Source organism: Flavobacterium sp. ST-158, from assembly GCF_058309975.1.
This window is the reverse complement of record NZ_JBZEEN010000001.1, coordinates 63,988-80,855: the sequence shown is the minus strand read 5'-3', so window position 1 is coordinate 80,855 and position 16,868 is coordinate 63,988. Positions and strand designations below refer to the sequence as shown.

The window sequence follows — 16,868 nt, the reverse complement described above, 5'->3', positions numbered from 1 at the left end:
AGAGACCTCTCTTAAAAAATGTATAAGAGAGGTTGTGTTTTTATTGCCAAGCACAAATTATTCCGCCCATAACCATAAAGCATAGGGTCCAATATCCACTGTTGATTAAGGTGTATTTCCAACTTTTTCTTTCAAATAGAGCGTTAGTTGCAATCATAGGAAATGCCAGAAAAACTCCAGTTAAAAAACCATGAAGTGCTCCATGTTTAAATGTTCTAAAAGCAGTGCCATAATCAGCCATGAATGCTCCATAAGATGGTTTGATGTCAACTGCTCCTCCGCCACCTACCATACTAAAAGCACCCCATTGATGTATGGTGAGAAATTGTAATATCATTGAAATTAAGAATGCAAAAAAGACAGCCATGATAAAAATCAAGGGCATGTTAGCTCCTTTCATTTTGTCTTCTGTTAATCCAGATTCTTTCATCCAAGCTGTTCCAAAAATCTTTGGATTGTACCAAATAAATCCGATTACTAAAGTCGATAATGCAGCTACAAATAGCGCTAAAAAGTTAATTTCCATAATATTGGTTTTTTTGATTAGTTATTCAAATATAAATAAAAATTCTATTAATTGTTTTTCTGTTTAAAATGTAGGAAAATTATTTTTTAAAATAACTTTAAGGTGTATTTCATCGATTATTTTGGTATTTAAACTGTTTTTTGTACTATATTTATCATTATGAAACTAAAAGCGAGAGTTATGAAAAAAATAGTTACTTTATTTTTAATGGTATTGTCTTCATTTTCAATGATGGCAAATGTGTCGCTTTCTGACAAAGATATTCTCCTAAAATTATATGAGGCTACTAATGGTAGTCAATGGAAAGTAAAATGGGATTTGTCTCAACCGCTAACTTCATGGACAGGAGTGAAAGTAGTAAATGATAAGGTGGTTGCTCTAGATTTACAGGATAATAACTTAGAGGGAGTTATTCCAACTGAATTAGGTGATTTACAAAGTTTACAAGAATTAAATTTGCATAAGAACCATCTTTCAGGAGTCATTCCTGCAAGTTTGGGTAATTTGAAAGAATTAAAAGTTTTAGACTTGTCATTCAATAGTTTATCTGATGCGATTCCAGCTTCTTTGTGTGATTTAAGTAATTTGAAAAGTTTAGAATTGTACATGAATAGACTCACTGGAGAATTGCCTTCTAATTTAGGAAAACTTCAGAATTTGGAAACTCTGGCTGTTTTTAATAATGAAATTCAAGGAGCAATTCCTGCTTCATTCTATCAAATGAAATCATTAAAAACAGTATTGTTAAATAGCAATAAATTAAGTGGAACTTTAAGTTCTGATGTAGCCAATTTGACTCAACTGACTAATCTTAGTTTGTTTGAAAATAATTTTCAGGGTCAAGTGCCTTTAGCTATTGAAAATTTGAATAATTTAAAAGAAATGAATATTTCATATAATAAATTTAATGGTTTGGTGAGTAAAAAGTTGGCTATGTTAGATACACTTAATATGACAATGGTTAACGATAATGGTGTGGCTTATTTAATGAATGTTGCTATTGAAGTTGATAAGAGACCAATTGTGTCTGAGGAATAATAAAGAATGGTTTTTTGGTTAGAGAATTGTTTTTTTTATTAAGTTAGTTTTATAATAAGTTTAGTGTTTGAAAACCTGTGAAAATATTTTTTTCACAGGTTTTTTTGTTTTATCGAAAGTTAGACTCCACTAAATGCGCTAAATCCACCATCAATAGGCAAGACAATTCCTGTGATGAATCGTGAGGCTTCGCTACATAAAAAGTGAATGGCTCCTGCTAATTCATCTGCTTCTCCAAAACGTTTCATAGGTGTATTGTTAATAATACTATTTCCTCTGGCTGTATAAGAACCATCTTCATTAGTTAGTAATTTCCGATTTTGATTTCCAATAAAAAAACCGGGAGCTATGGCGTTGACGCGAATTTTTTCGCTAAATTTTGTTGCCATCTCTACAGCCATCCATCTAGTAAAATTTTCCATGGCTGCCTTAGAAGCCGAATAGCCTACTACACGTGTTACGGCTCTTTCTGCCGTCATAGATGAAAAATTAATGATTATTCCTTCTTTTTGTTGTGCCATAAGTTCTCCAAAAACTAGGGATGGAAGTACGGTTCCATTTAGGTTTAAGTCCGTTACGGTTTGAAATGCATCCATAGATAAATCAAAAATGGTTTGATCTTCACTTATAGTTGCACCAGGCATATTGCCACCAGCTGCATTTAATAAAATATCTATTCTTCCGTAATGTTCTATAATGGTTTTTCGTGCTTGTATTAAGGATTCTTTGTCGAGTATGTTTGCAGCTATTCCTAGTGCATTATAGCCATATTCCTTAAGTGAAGCGATGCTTTGATCTATTGTTTCTTGATTTCTTCCTAGAATCACAATTTTTGCTCCTGAAGCAGCTAAATGTTCGGCAATTGAACTTCCCAGAACTCCAGTTCCTCCTGTAATTACAGCTACTTTGTCTTTTATATTGAATAAATTCATTTTTTTAAATTTTAGATGGTATTATTTATTTTAAAAGCTGTGCGAATTAATTAAAATCCACACAGCTTTCGTTAAAAACTAAACTGAGTATTGTGTTAGAATTTCCACCTTACAAAGGCTTCCATAGCAGCATAATTAGATAAGCCTAGTTGGACATATAATTCTGCGGTTTCTTTATTTCTATCTTCGGCTCTTTGCCAAAATTCTCTTGCATCGGTACCTTGGAATACTACGCCATCTTTTTGAGATTGGTGTTTAAAAATACCATGTCTTTTTGCTAATACTTGGTCTGGACTCATTGGTACAGCCATTTCTATTTCGTCAATGCTCCATTCTTGCCAAGCACCACGATAGAGCCACAACCAACAATCATCCATAAAATCGTTTGACTTTAGTTTTTTTACGGCTTCTAAAATGGCATCTAAACATACTTTGTGTGTTCCATGTGGATCGGCTAAATCTCCTGCAGCAAATATTTGATGTGGTTTTACTTTTTCGATAAGATCCATTGTAAGTTGGATATCTGCTTCTCCTAAAGGTTTTTTTTCAATAGTCCCTGTTTCATAGAAAGGTAGGTTCATAAAATGAATTTGATCGTCGGATAAGCCTACAAAGTGTGCTGTAGCTCGGGCTTCTCCTTTTCGAATAAGTCCCTTAAGATGTCTTACTTCTGGAATGTCTTTTTGACTGTTTTTTTTGTTAATTAAAAACTCATGTGCTTTGTTGTAAATCGTATTTGCTTCAGGGCTATTGATTTGGAATTTCTCATTATAATCGCATACAAAACGAGCAAAACGTTCCGCTTCACTATCTGCTACAGCAATATTTCCAGAAGTTTGATAGGCTACATGCACCTCGTGTCCTTGTTCGTGTAAACGCATAAAAGTTCCTCCCATACTAATAATATCATCATCTGGATGAGGGCTAAAAATAAGGACTCTTTTTCGAGCTGGTTCTGCACGTTCTGGTCTGTTACTATCATCTGCATTGGGTTTTCCTCCCGGCCAACCTGTAATGGTGTGTTGTAATTTGTTGAAAATATTGATGTTAATATTGTAAGCAGGCCCTAAATCGGCTAATAAATCGCTCATTCCGTTTTCAATATAATCGGCATCGGTAAGCCTAAGAATTGGTTTTTTTAAATCTAGTGCCATTCTTAAAACTGCTTTTCGAGTCAATTTATCTGTCCAAACTATTTTTTCAACTAGCCATGGTGTGTTGATTCGTGTTAATTTAGAAGCAGCTTCTTGGTCTAAAACAAAAATGGCATCATTATGTTCTTGTAAGAATGAAGCCGGAACCTGATTAGTCACAGTGCCCTCAACAGAATCTTTAACAATGTTTGATTTTCCTTCGCCCCAAGCCATTAGAATGACTTGTTTGGCTTCCATTATTTTTTTTACTCCAAGTGTAATGGCTGTTCTAGGAGTATTGGTTAAACCAGAAAAATCTTTGCTTGCTGCAACTCTGGTGATATGATCTAAAGCTACTAATCTTGTTTTTGAATTTTGTAAGGAACCTGATTCGTTAAAACCAATATGTCCGTTGCCCCCAATTCCTAGAATTTGTAAATCGATGCCACCTAGTGCTTCAATTTTTTCTTCATATTGGGCACAATATTTTTGAATTTCTTCTTTGGATAAAGTGCCATCAGGAATATTGTAGTTTTCAGGTAAAATATCTACTTGGTTTAATAGTAATTCTTTCATAAACCGTACGTAGCTATTGATGCTGTCTGGTTCCATTGGATAATATTCATCCAAATTGAAAGTAATAACATTTTTAAAACTAAGTCCTTCTTCTTTGTGCATACGAACTAATTCGGCATACAAACCTTTAGGTGAAGAACCAGTTGCTAAGCCCAGAACACAAGGTTCTTGTTGTTTCTGTTTCGATATAATTAAGGCTGCTATTTCTTGGGCAACGGCTACCGAAGCTGTTTTTGAATTTTCGAAAACAACGGTGTTGATGTTCTCAAAACGTTTTTCAAATCCTGTAGCTTTATCGATATTGCTTTTTATCATTGTAATTTTTGTTGTTTAAATTTTACGAGAGCATGATGTAAATTAATACAGTTAAGAAAACTAAAACACTGCCAGCGATGTTCATTCCTGACCAAGATTTTTCGTAATTGTTAGCTAGGTTGTCTTCGTATTCTGTGTTTGATTTTGAAGTAGTATACATTCTTGACACTACAAACATAATGATGAAATTTAAAACAAATTCAATTCCCCATAAATGGACAAAATGAATGTTTATTTTAAATACAAATGAGGTTAAGATATAAAAAACGAAACCAAAGAATAATCCTGCTTTTGCACCTACAGCATTAATTTGTTTGAAAAATAATCCTGCTACTAATATAGAAGATATTGGGATAAAGAAAATTCCATTGAGTTCCTGCAACAGGAAATATAAACCAGAAGGAGCGTAAGCTACTAATGGAGCAACGGATATGGATAAAACGGCAAGTACAACAGATGAGATTTTTCCGTAATAAACTAATTTCTTATCGGAGATATTTTTATTGAATGTTTTTTTGTAAATGTCCATGCAAAAAATAGTACTAGCAGAGTTTAAAACACTATTAAAAGTACTTAAAACAGCTCCTAATATTACTGCTGCAAAAAAACCATATAGATAAGTAGGTAAAACTTTTTTAACTAAAAGCGGATAAATTAAATCAGGTTTATCATAATGTTGTTCTTGAAAATAATAAAAACCTATTAACCCTGGAAGAACTATAATTAAAGGCATTAATAATTTAAAAACACCTGTGTAAATTAAGCCTTTTTGAGCTTCAACTAAGTTTTTGGCTCCAAAAGCTCTTTGGATTATAGTTTGATTCATTCCCCAAAAATAAATTTGGTTGATCATCAATCCCGTAAAAAGTGTTGAAAAGGGTAAAACAGAATCTTCGCTGCCAATTATATCAAACTTTTTAGGTGCAAAATGATAAATTGTACTTACCCCATCAAAAACATTTCCTTTTCCAATTTGATACAAAGCAATAGCTGGAACTAATAATCCTCCAAGCATTAATCCGATTCCGTTTAGAGTGTCGGAGAAAGCAACAGCCTTTAATCCTCCAAAAATGGCATATAATGATCCAATGACTCCAATAACAAGAACGGTATATACTAATGATTGCTCCTTGGTTATGGAAAACATTGTTGAAAAATCAAAAATACTTTCGATGTTAATGGCACCAGAATACAATACAATAGGCAATAAGGTCACGACAAAGGAACTCATCAATAAGAAAGCTACAATGGAACGTATTTGTGAATCAAAGCGCTTTTCTAAAAACTCAGGAATTGTGGTGAGTTTCATTTTCATAAAACGCGGAATAATAAAAATAGCCGCAATTACTAAGGCTATAGCCGAGGTGACTTCCCAGGCTATAACGATTATTCCATTTTTGTATGAGCTACCGTTCATTCCTATTAAATGTTCGGTAGAAATATTTGTGAGTATCATTGAACCAGCAATGATAGGGGCAGTTAAACTTTTTCCAGCTAAAAAATAGCCATTTGAAGTGTCAAGGTTATCTTTTCGGAGTTTGTAACTGGTGTAAAAAATGACTAGGAGCGTGAATCCAAAAAAGCCTAAATAGGTGTATAACATTTCAAAAGGATATTAAATTAAGGAATAAGTATTTTTAGAATTTTAATTTGGCCGGTAAATATTTAGCCACTAATTCTTCATAATAAGGTCTTAAAGCCTTTGAATCTGGTTTGACAGGTGCTTTAGTGTATAAATCGTATGGATTGAATTTTTTTACCCATTCAAACATTTCAATGTCTTTTTCTGTCATCAAATGAGCATAGGCATTTTCTCTGTGTTGGGAATAAAATGAATGATAACGAATCATGTACAAGGCTGGTTCTGGTAAATAATCTTTCATGATTTGGTATAAATATTCGTCATGTCCCCAACTCATTTTTACATTGTCTAATCCGCAATTTGGTGAATACACACCGTATTTTGTATTGTATTTTTCATTAGTACTGTCAGGATTGGCTGCAAAAAATTCTGGATAGACTATTTTATCTGAAAACTGACAGCCTACAGGGAAAGTGTCTCCTACAACAGCCCATTGCGGCTCACCAAAAAGGCACAGCACTTTTCCAATATCATGTAAGAATCCAGTTAGCACAAACCAATCCGGATGACCATCGGCGCGAATAGCTTCTGATGTTTGTAATAAATGTTGAAATTGGTCTAAATCAATGTCTGGGTCGCTATCATCAACTAAAGTATTTAAGAAGTCTACTGCTTCCCAAAGCGACATTTCTTTGCGATCAAACTTTAAGAACTCTTTTTCTTTTTCGCACACAAAATCATAGGTTTGATAGGTATGGTTAATTCTATAAAACTCTCTCACTGTTTCTACTCTTTCAGAATCTACATAATTGCGAAATTCTTCTTTTTCTTTGGTTTCAACAGCAGGATCTGGATAACGTTCGATTAGGTTTTCTTCCCAATCGTCAATTTGATGCATTGGATTGTTGAATTTGTCTGTGTTTTTAGCATTTTCCATGTGGTTGATTTTATTTAATATTTTCTAATGAATGAATTGTAAAAAAAGTGATAGCCAAATCGGCTTTTTGTTTAAATCAAAATTACAGACATATTGTTTTTTGAAAATGGATAAATGCTTCAAAAACATGGATAGATTTTTCATACTGATAATTTTTTATGTAAAAAATTATATAATATATATTTAGTGGTTGTGTTTTTTGTTTTTACTAAAGTCTGTTTTCGGTTTCTATTTCATAAAATTAGAAGTCTTACTCTATATTAAAGTTGTACAAGTAGTATTGTTATGTATTATATAGGTGTTTTTATCTAAGATTTAGTTTTTGCATTTTTTTTTGTTAAAAAGTGATTTAGAAATTAACTTAAATATTTATCAATAGAGAAAGTCTAGCTATTAAGTCTAAAATACTGTCGATTAAGGGTTTTATTAGTGATAATTAAAAAAAATAATGGTTTTAAAGTGTAAAATGTATTTTTTTACCGCTTTCATTGCAGCTAATTGATTAGATTTTATATGTTTTTGACGAATTTGTCCATTCCTAACGGGAATGTAACTGTTAATTTTACCATAATATTATTAACTAATACTAATTAAAAATGAAAAAAACCAATTTCAAATTATTGACGTTATTTTTCTTGATAGCGTTTTCAATTAATTCGTGGGCACAAAAAACACAGGTGTCAGGTAAGGTGGTAGACGATCAGAATATGCCTTTACCGGGAGCCAATGTTGTGGAAGGTGGAACGAAAAAAGGTGTAGTTACAGATTTAGATGGTAAATTTAAATTAGAAGTTTCCAATCCAAATGCTGGCATTGTGGTTTCTTATGTTGGTTTTGCAGACCAAAGCGTTAAATTAAGCGGGTCAAAAACTAACTTGGTAATTAAGTTAGTTTCAGGAGCTAATAATTTAGAGCAAGTAGTTGTAGTAGGTTATGGTAAAAGTTCAAGAAAAAACTTGACTAGTGCTGTTACAACTGTAAAAGCGGAAGCATTAAATCGTGGTGCTATTAGTGATGTTGGACAATTGTTGCAAGGTAAATCTTCAGGATTGAATATTTCGGCTAGTGGTGACCCTAACCGTAAAGCTTCAGTAGTATTACGTGGTGCTTCTACCTTAAATAGTTCACAAGGACCATTTTATGTAGTAGATGGAATTCCAGGAGTTGATATTTCAGTAATTTCTCCAGAGGATATTGCTAGTATTGATATTCTTAAAGATGCTGCTGCTACTGCAATCTATGGTAACCGTGCTGCTAATGGTGTTATTATGGTAACTACTAAAAGAGGTAGTAAAGAGAAAGCACAAATCTCTTATAGTACTTATGTAGGATTTGAAAAAGTTTCCAATCAATTGGATATGATGAATGCTACTCAGTTAAGAGCATTCGTTGATAAAAACAATCTTTCTTTTACTCCTGAGAATGATAAAGGAGCGAATACAAACTGGCAAAAAGCAATTTTGCGTTCTGGAGCTCTTTCTACAAGTCATAACTTATCTTTAAGTGGAGGTGGGGAACATGGGAATTATATGGCAAGTTTAACAACTCTTAATAGAGAAGGAGTTATCTTGACAAGTGATTTTTCTCGTGTAATTGCACACCTTGCTATCGAGCAATATGCTTTTGATGATAATGTGAAGTTTGGACTGAATGTTTCAAATTCGAATACAAATTCAAATAATGTAGCGCAACGTAATACGGTTCTTTTGCAGGCTGTAAATCACTTGCCAGTTTCTCCAGTTAAAAATGCTGATGGAAGTTATTTTGAAAACTTTAATAGTACGGGTTATTTTAATCCAGTTGCATTACTTAAGCATGGAGATGATGATACTAAAACAAATAATTTAGTTGGAAGTTTTACAACAGAAATTAAATTACCTTTTGGATTAAAATACAATTTGAATTTAGCGTATCAAAAAGCGACTACTTTACATGGAGAATTCTATGACAGTTATTACCAACAATATAATAGTGCTAACTTTTATAACAATCCTGATCCACCAGCAACTCATAGTTTAATTAATTTTGGAGTTAATGGATCTGCTTTAAGAAATACCTATACAGATACTAATAATATTATAGAAAGTTTCTTGACTTGGGATAAAACATTTGGAAATCATAAAATCAATGCAGTAGTAGGTTACTCTTGGCAAGAAAATGTATTAGGAGATGGGTTCCAGGCTACAACAACTAACTTTCCTGTAGATAATGTAAGTTATAATAACTTGGCTTTAAGTAACTATACTTCAGTATCGGGTTATAAAGTTGATTTTGGAAGTAGTACAATATATCAAAAAACACGTTTGATATCTGATTTCTTCCGTTTAAATTACAACTATAATGATAAGTATCTTATTCAAGGGTCTATCAGAAGAGATGGAGGGTCTGTATTTGGAACAAATAACAGATGGGGATATTTTCCTTCTATTGGTGGAGCTTGGAGAGTTGATAAAGAAGGTTTCATGGCAAACCAAGGTGTATTTGATGATTTGAAATTACGTGCTAGTTATGGTGTAACAGGTAATTCATCAGGATTTAATGCTTACACAGCCCAATTTATCTCTGGAAGTTTGGGAACTTACTATTATAATGGGCAACAAGTAGGAGCTTATGGACCTAATCAGGCAGCTAATCCTGATTTACAATGGGAAAAAACGGCTACATTCAATGCAGGTCTTGATTTTACTGTTTTAAAAGGGAAATTATCGGGGTCTATTGATATTTATGACAAAAAAACCACAGGTATGATTACTAGTTATAGTGTAAATCCGGTTCTTGTACCAATTGGATCTATCGTTGCAAACGGAGGAAGTATGTCTAACAAAGGGATTGAGTTAAGTTTAAATGCTACTCCAGTACAAACTAAAAATTTCACTTGGTCTACAGGAATGAATGTATCTCACAACAAAAATGAGATTACTAAATTGACAAATCCATTCTTTATCGGAGGAGATTCTATCCGTCGTGTTCAACCAGAAGGAGGAGGACAAACAGGAAGTACATTACAAATTTTTAAAGAAGGAAAACCGTTAGGGCAATTCTTTACTTTGCAATATGCAGGAAAAGATGCTAATGGAGTTTCTCAATATTATGATAAAAATGGTGACTTAACAACGACTCCTGGTATCGGAACAGATTACCACTATGCAGGAAGTGCACAACCAAAAGTATTATTAGGATGGTCTAATGATTTTAAATACAAAAACTTTGATTTAAATATCTTTGTTCGTGGAGTGTTTGGTAACAAAATTTTCAATGCAACCCGTGCGGATTTATTCAGACCTTCTACAGCTATGACAACTAATATTTTAGTAGATGCTGCTAATGAATCTCCAAATGATTTAAATTCTTATAAATATTCAACTCGATTTATTGAAGACGGAAGTTACATTCGATTAGACAATGCTACTTTAGGATATAATTTTCCACAAGTTCATAAATACATTAAAAACTTACGTATTTATAGTACTGTAAATAACCTATTTGTAATTACCAAATACAGCGGAATTGATCCAGAGGTTGAACAAGGAGGAACTGCTCCAGGTGTAGATTCAAATAACTTTTATCCAAAAACACGTACTGTATTATTTGGTTTAAAAGCGACTTTCTAAGAATTAATTGTAATTATAAAAATACTATGAAAAAGATATTTAAATATTTTAGTTTACCAATTATCGGTATTGGTTTATTATGGTCGTGCGACAATCTCGACGTGCCAATTACTACTCAGCTAACGCCTGATGTTTTCCCTCAGAATTCTACTCAATACGTTCAAACTGCTGGACCAGTTTATGCAGCTTTCAGAGGTGAATTTTCATTTGCTTGGTGGTGGACACAATCGTTAACAACAGATGAAGCTATTTTGCCAGCAAGAGGTGGTAACTGGTTTGATAATAGAAATTATATTGCAATGCATTACCATGATTGGAATGCAGATAATGGTATTGTAGGAAGTCTTTGGGATTGGACGTCTAAAGTCATTGGGATAAGCAATCAGACTATTTCAATCTTAGATGCTGCCATGCCAGAAGGTGCTGAAAAAAACACTATGATTTCAGAAATAAAAACCATGCGTGCTATTGCTTATTTTATGATGATGGATAGTTATGGAGATGTGCCAATATATACTGACTATGGTGATTTTACTTCTCATCCAAAATCTACCAGAAAGGAAGTTTTTGAATTTATTGAAAAAGAGCTTCAAGATGCTATTCCTAATTTGAGCGCTGTTTCTGATGTTTCTACTTATGGTAGACCAAATAAATACACTGCTTATGCATTACTTGCTAAAATGTATTTAAATGCTCAGGTGTATACTGGTACACAACGTTATAATGATTGTATTGCTGCATGTGATGAAGTAATCAAATCAAATTTATATACTATTGAACCTAGCAGTACATACCTTAAAATGTTTTATCCAAATAATGGACCTCAAATGAAAGAATTCATTTTTGCAGTTCCTTATGATCCTTCTGCTTCTACAGTTGGTTTCAACGGAAATATGTATCATTCTCGTTATGATGTACCTCGTTCTTTACGTGCTAAATTTGGACTGTCATTTACACCAAGTGCACCAAGAAGTACTTTGCCTGAATTCTATGCTTATTTTCAAAACGATGCTAATGATGTTAGAAATAAACAATGGCTTACAGGAAAACAATATTTGAACGATGGTACAACTGCTGTGACGGTTACCACTACTAAAAAAGGATATGACCAATTCTATACTGGTTCTGATGGAGGAGATCCTTATACATATCAAGTGGAGTTAACTCCAGATATTGTTCTTCGTCAGAGTGTAACCTTGACAGATTTAGGTAATGATGAAATTGCATGGAATATGGGATACAGAAACATTAAGTTTTACCCAGATGCTAGTTCAACAAGCAGAAATCAAAACAATGACGTACCATTTTTAAGATATTCAGATATTCTTTTAATGAAAGCTGAAGCTATTCTTAGAGGAGGAACAGCAACTTTAGGACAAACTGCACTTTCTTTAGTTAATATGGTTAGAGACAATCGTACTACTTCAGCGCAATGGACTAATGTTACTTTGGATGATTTATATAAAGAAAGATGTCGCGAATTTGCTTGGGAATCTTGGCATAGAAATGATATGATTCGTTTTGGAAAATTTGAAGGATCTTGGGGGTTTAAAACAGATGCTAATGTTAAATATCGTCTTTTCCCAATTCCTACGGGTGCATTGGTGCTTAATCCAGCTCTGATTCAAAATCCTGATTATGGAAATAATTAGAAGTTTATAGATTGTTTATTGTTAAGTTGGTTGGTGATTTATTTACCTATGAAAAGAGAAGAAGCTACCGTCTTCTTCTCTTTTCTTCTTAAAAAAAATATTTCGTTTTTTAGAATATTACAAACCTTTTTGATAGAATAAACCTAGTTTAAAACAAAAATACTATTTCAATAGTTGCATTTTTTTGTCTTTGTAAAGAAATCCAACTGTTTTAAAAGTTCAGAAAGCTTGGGTATTTATTTTAATTAGGAATCGTAGTTTTTAATGAATTCTGGATGTTTTTAACATTAAAATCAAAAAAACATAAAGCAAATTTAAATTGAATTTTAATTTCAAAAATTAAGTTTACAACCTAAATTAATTCGCTTCATATAAAGCACTAACAGATAAATATGAATTTATCCCGTTTATTAAAATATAGTTCCATTCCTGTTGCTTTAGTATTCGTTTTTTCCTGTTCCGTGAAATCCAAAGGAGCCCGATATGTAGATTTTGTAAATCCTTTAATTGGGACAGCGCCATCAACAACTATTAGTGCTTTACAACACGGTGAAGATGAAAAAGAGAACAATGCTCAAGTGGTGCCTTATGTAACCGTTCCTTTTGGAATGACCAATTGGACTCCGCAAACAAAGGCAACAGAAACCAAATGTATTGCTCCTTATTATTATACGGACAAAACGATTTCCGGTTTTAGAGGAAGTCACTGGTTGAGTGGTTCTTGCGTTCAGGATTATGGAAGTATGACCATCATGCCCATAACGGGGAAATTGAAATGTCAAGCTGAAGAGAGAGCATCGCTTTTTTCTCATGATACTGAAAAAACGAGTCCATATAATTATAGTGTTAATCTAGCCGATTATCATATTGATGTGAATATGACAGCTACTAAACGTTGTGGTTTGTTCCAATTTACATTTGAAAACTCTGGTGAAGCACATATAATTGTGAATCCCAATAGTGATGAAGGGGAAGGTTTTATCCAAATAAATGCCGATAAAAATGAAATTGTAGGCTATAATCCAGTACATAAAATTTACCAAGGTTGGGGTGATAAAGCAGGTTTTAGTGGTTATTTTGTGTTGCAACTCAGTAAAAGTTCTAACAAGTTTGGAGTTTATCAAAATGAAAAAATCCTTGACGGAAATACACAAATTTCGAATCAGGAAAATATAGGAGCTTATGTTTCTTTTAATGTTGAAAAAGGGGAAACAATTGAGGCTAAAATAGGAACCTCATTTACAAGTATTGAACAAGCTAGGAAAAATTTAGAAGCAGAAACAAAAGATTTAGATTTTGCTGAAGCAAAAGAAAATCTAAAAACGACTTGGGAAAATTTACTTTCAAAAGTTAAAGTAGAAGGAACCAATAAAGATGAAAAAGTAAAGTTTTATACGGCTATGTATCATAGTTATTTGCAACCCAGAACCTTTAATGATGTTGATGGAACCTATGTGAGTTTTAATGGTGGACAGCAATTAATGAACAGCGGAAAAGAAGATTATTTTACAGATTATTCTATGTGGGATATCTACAGAGCATCACTTCCATTATTTAATTTGCTTACGCCAAAAGTAAGTGGACAAATGATGAAAAGTCTATTTTCAATGGCTGAGCAAGGGGATTGGATGCCTATATTTCCATGTTGGAATAGCTATACTTCGGCCATGATTGGAGACCATGCAGTAGCAGCAATAGCAGATGCTTATTTAAAAAATAATATTGAAATTTCAGATAAAGAATATGGCTATTTGTTACAAAATGCTTTCCAAACACCAAATAATCATGCTGATTATGTAAAGGGAAAAGGGCGCCGTGCTTTAAACTCGTATTTGAAATATGGTTTTGTGCCTTTAGAAGATGAAGTATTGGAATCCTTTCATAAGGGAGAACAGGTTTCAAGAACATTAGAATATGCTTTTGATGATTTTGCACTTTCGCAAATTGCTTCTAAAAAAGGAGATACTTTGCACGCTAGAATTTTGAAAAAAAGAGCTTTAAATTATGAAAACGTGTATAGCGTAGCGGATTCTTGTGTAAGAGGCCGATTTGCAGACGGAAGTTTTACCAAAGATTTTGACAAATTTATCCGAAAACCCTACATCACCGAAGGAACTCCGTACCAGTATACCTGGTATGTTCCGCAGGATATCAATGGATTAATGAATTTAATGGGAGGAGCAGATGGGTTTAATGCCAACTTGGATCGTTTCCATGCCGCCAAACAATATTGGCATGGAAATGAACCAGGTCACCAAATTCCGTTCTTGTATAATTATTCGGGAAAGCCTTGGAAAACTCAGGAATTAGTAACGCAAATTATGCAAACCGAATACAGCAATGCTGTAGGTGGATTAAGCGGAAATGATGATGCAGGACAAATGTCGGCTTGGTATGTTTTTGCCGCTTTAGGCTTTTATCCAGTAGCACCATCAGTTCCTCAATATGTGATTTCGGGACCGCATTTTGATAAAATTACTTTAAGCTTAGAGAATGGAAAAAAACTAATTATTAATGCTAAAGGAGCTTCGTCAGGAAATAATTATATTCAGAAAATAAGCTTTAACGGAGAGGCTTATGGTAAAACTTATTTGGATCATTTTTCAATTATGAAAGGTGGAACATTAGATTTTGAAATGGGAAACCAACCGAATAAATCTTGGGGAACAACTAAAGAAAACAGACCTTTTTCTTTGTCTAATCAATAAAAAAAAAGAGTATGAATCCAATCAGTCGTAGCGAATTTTTAAAACTAGGAAGTCTATCCTTGCTTGGTGCTTTGGTTAGCGACTCCATTTTTGCAAATGATAGTCTTTTTAGTGCTACGGCTGCAAAGGTGGATTTAGATTTAATGCAAAAACTTCTTGTAAGTAATGATGCAAATGTAAAAAGCATTCTAAAAAAAGAAGCAATTGACGCTAGTATTCCTTTGAGTAGCTATCGTAATCCAGCAGGACAAATAGCTGTTCTAGTAGCTTCAGTTTCACATTCCCATTCGGAATTTTATAAGTCTAAAGCAGTAATTGAACGTTTGAATCATACTGCTGATATCATGTTGAAAGGACAATACATTGACGGAACTGTTGATGCAGGTGGAAACAGACAATCACCGCCTGATACGGCTTTTGTTTTGGAGTCTATTTGTGCTGCAGCCACGGTTTTAAAACTCAATAAAAATAAGGAATTAGATGAGGTAAGAAATAAATTAAAAACCTTCATTCTAAATGCTGGTGAAGCAATGATAACCGGAGGTGTTCACACACCAAATCATCGATGGGTGATTAGTGCGGCTTTGGCCAATATCAATTCACTTTATCCTGATGTTCGTTACATCAATAGAATCAATCAATGGTTAGCCGAAGGAATCTATCTCAATCAGGATGGCCATTATTCAGAACGAAGTGGCGTTTATTCGGCAGTAATTGATAGAGCTTTTATTACCATGGCTCGCTTGCTCAATAAGCCAGAATTGTTAGAGGCGGTGCAAAAGAATTTGACAACTTATTACTATTATACAGAACCTAATGGTGATTTGGTTACAGTGGATTCTAAAAGACAGGATCAGTTTATGAATTTAACGGTGTCCAAGTTTTATTTACAATACCGTTTTATGGCTATTCATACAGCGAATCCAAAGTTTATCTATATGGTCAATTTGATTGAAAATAGTCCTGATTTTGATCATTCTATTTTATCCGATTCTTTGGTTGAATTTATGGCTAATCCAGTATTGCAGCAGCAAATTCCATTGGAAGCAAATGTTGAAAATGATTTTGAGCAATTTTTTGCTGTTTCTAATTTGGCTAGAATTCGAAGAGGAAAAACATCGATAACACTTTTTGGTGGAAATGATAAACCAGTTATAATAGTTTCAGGAAGATCATCAAACCCAAATTTCCTGATGTATCGAAAAGGAGATGCGGTATTAAAATACATGAGATTATCATCTTCCTTTTTCAGAATGGGGTACTTCAGTAGTGATGGTATTGAAAAAATAGGTAATAAATACATTCTGAAAGAAAGCAAACAAGGCGATTATTACCAGCCACTTGCTCCTGAATTCCAAAAAGAAGATGGAAATTATCAATTATCAGAATCTCAAGATGGAAGATTTTGGAACAAAATGGATTTTGATCATCGAGTTGCAAGTAATGTCAAAACACAAAGCACAGTAATTGAAGTAGAAGAAAATAATGGCGAATTGAGTTTGGATTTTAAGGTAGATGGGCCTCCAAATGTGGAAATTACTATCGAAATGTGTTTTAAAGAAGGGACTCAAGTGGTGGGAGCAAGTTTAGGAGAAAAAGGGAATTATTTCTTGAAATCAGGGAACGCTCAATTGAGTATGGGGAAAGATAAAATCGAAATTGGACCAGGATTAGTTGAACATCAAAATATAAATAATTTAGATAGTGAAGAATACACCTATCATCAAGGGACTTTGAGAACAGAGGGAGTACATGTTTATATTACTGGATTTACACCATTTCATCATAAAATGACCATAAGTTAATAATAACAGAATTCTTCGGGCATTGTAGAAAGTTTACTTAATTTTACGAAAAT

Annotated in this window: 10 protein-coding genes; 5 read left to right on the top strand and 5 right to left on the bottom strand. The window is 33.3% G+C overall.

The genetic code is table 11. The features are described from left to right. Positions 1-40 precede the first annotated feature (40 nt). Positions 41-526, bottom strand: coding sequence for a DUF1761 domain-containing protein (locus tag AC4FRF_RS00255; RefSeq protein ID WP_491157440.1), 486 nt, complete (start codon positions 524-526; stop codon positions 41-43). A gap of 180 nt (positions 527-706) precedes the next feature. On the opposite strand from AC4FRF_RS00255, the gene AC4FRF_RS00250 reads away from it, so the two are divergent. Continuing rightward, a complete protein-coding gene (locus AC4FRF_RS00250; RefSeq protein ID WP_491157439.1) occupies positions 707-1,564 on the top strand; it encodes a leucine-rich repeat domain-containing protein in 858 nt (285 codons plus the stop codon). Positions 1,565-1,683: 119 nt separating this feature from the next. On the opposite strand, the gene AC4FRF_RS00245 is transcribed toward AC4FRF_RS00250, so the two are convergent. From AC4FRF_RS00245 to AC4FRF_RS00230, 4 genes are all read right to left on the bottom strand, one after another. Next, positions 1,684-2,496, bottom strand: coding sequence for an SDR family oxidoreductase (locus AC4FRF_RS00245; protein WP_491157438.1), 813 nt, complete (start codon positions 2,494-2,496; stop codon positions 1,684-1,686). Positions 2,497-2,591: 95 nt separating this feature from the next. Continuing rightward, entirely contained in the window at positions 2,592-4,520 is a 1,929-nt protein-coding gene (gene nagB, locus AC4FRF_RS00240) for a glucosamine-6-phosphate deaminase (protein ID WP_491157437.1), read from the bottom strand. 22 nt (positions 4,521-4,542) lie between these two features. Then, the gene (locus AC4FRF_RS00235; protein WP_491157436.1) at positions 4,543-6,123 is read right to left on the bottom strand and encodes a solute:sodium symporter family transporter; all 1,581 of its coding nucleotides are present in this window, start codon (positions 6,121-6,123) and stop codon (positions 4,543-4,545) included. A gap of 34 nt (positions 6,124-6,157) precedes the next feature. Continuing rightward, positions 6,158-7,039 carry an inositol oxygenase family protein gene (locus AC4FRF_RS00230; protein WP_491157435.1) on the bottom strand — a complete coding sequence of 294 codons (882 nt, stop codon included), beginning with the start codon at positions 7,037-7,039 and terminating at the stop codon, positions 6,158-6,160. 596 nt (positions 7,040-7,635) lie between these two features. Between AC4FRF_RS00230 and AC4FRF_RS00225 the strand changes: the two genes are divergently transcribed. The 4 genes from AC4FRF_RS00225 (at position 7,636) to AC4FRF_RS00210 (ending at position 16,815) form a co-directional block, all read left to right on the top strand. After that, on the top strand, positions 7,636-10,650 hold the full coding sequence (locus AC4FRF_RS00225) for a SusC/RagA family TonB-linked outer membrane protein (RefSeq protein WP_491157434.1): 3,015 nt from the start codon (positions 7,636-7,638) through the stop codon (positions 10,648-10,650). 26 nt (positions 10,651-10,676) lie between these two features. Further along, complete coding sequence (locus tag AC4FRF_RS00220; protein WP_491157433.1) at positions 10,677-12,302, top strand: RagB/SusD family nutrient uptake outer membrane protein; 1,626 nt, start codon at positions 10,677-10,679, stop codon at positions 12,300-12,302. A 392-nt stretch (positions 12,303-12,694) separates the two neighbouring features. After that, positions 12,695-15,010, top strand: a complete 2,316-nt coding sequence (locus AC4FRF_RS00215; RefSeq protein WP_491157432.1) for a GH92 family glycosyl hydrolase — start codon at positions 12,695-12,697, stop codon at positions 15,008-15,010. 11 nt (positions 15,011-15,021) lie between these two features. Then, complete coding sequence (locus tag AC4FRF_RS00210) at positions 15,022-16,815, top strand: hypothetical protein (RefSeq protein WP_491157431.1); 1,794 nt, start codon at positions 15,022-15,024, stop codon at positions 16,813-16,815. Positions 16,816-16,868: the final 53 nt, after the last annotated feature.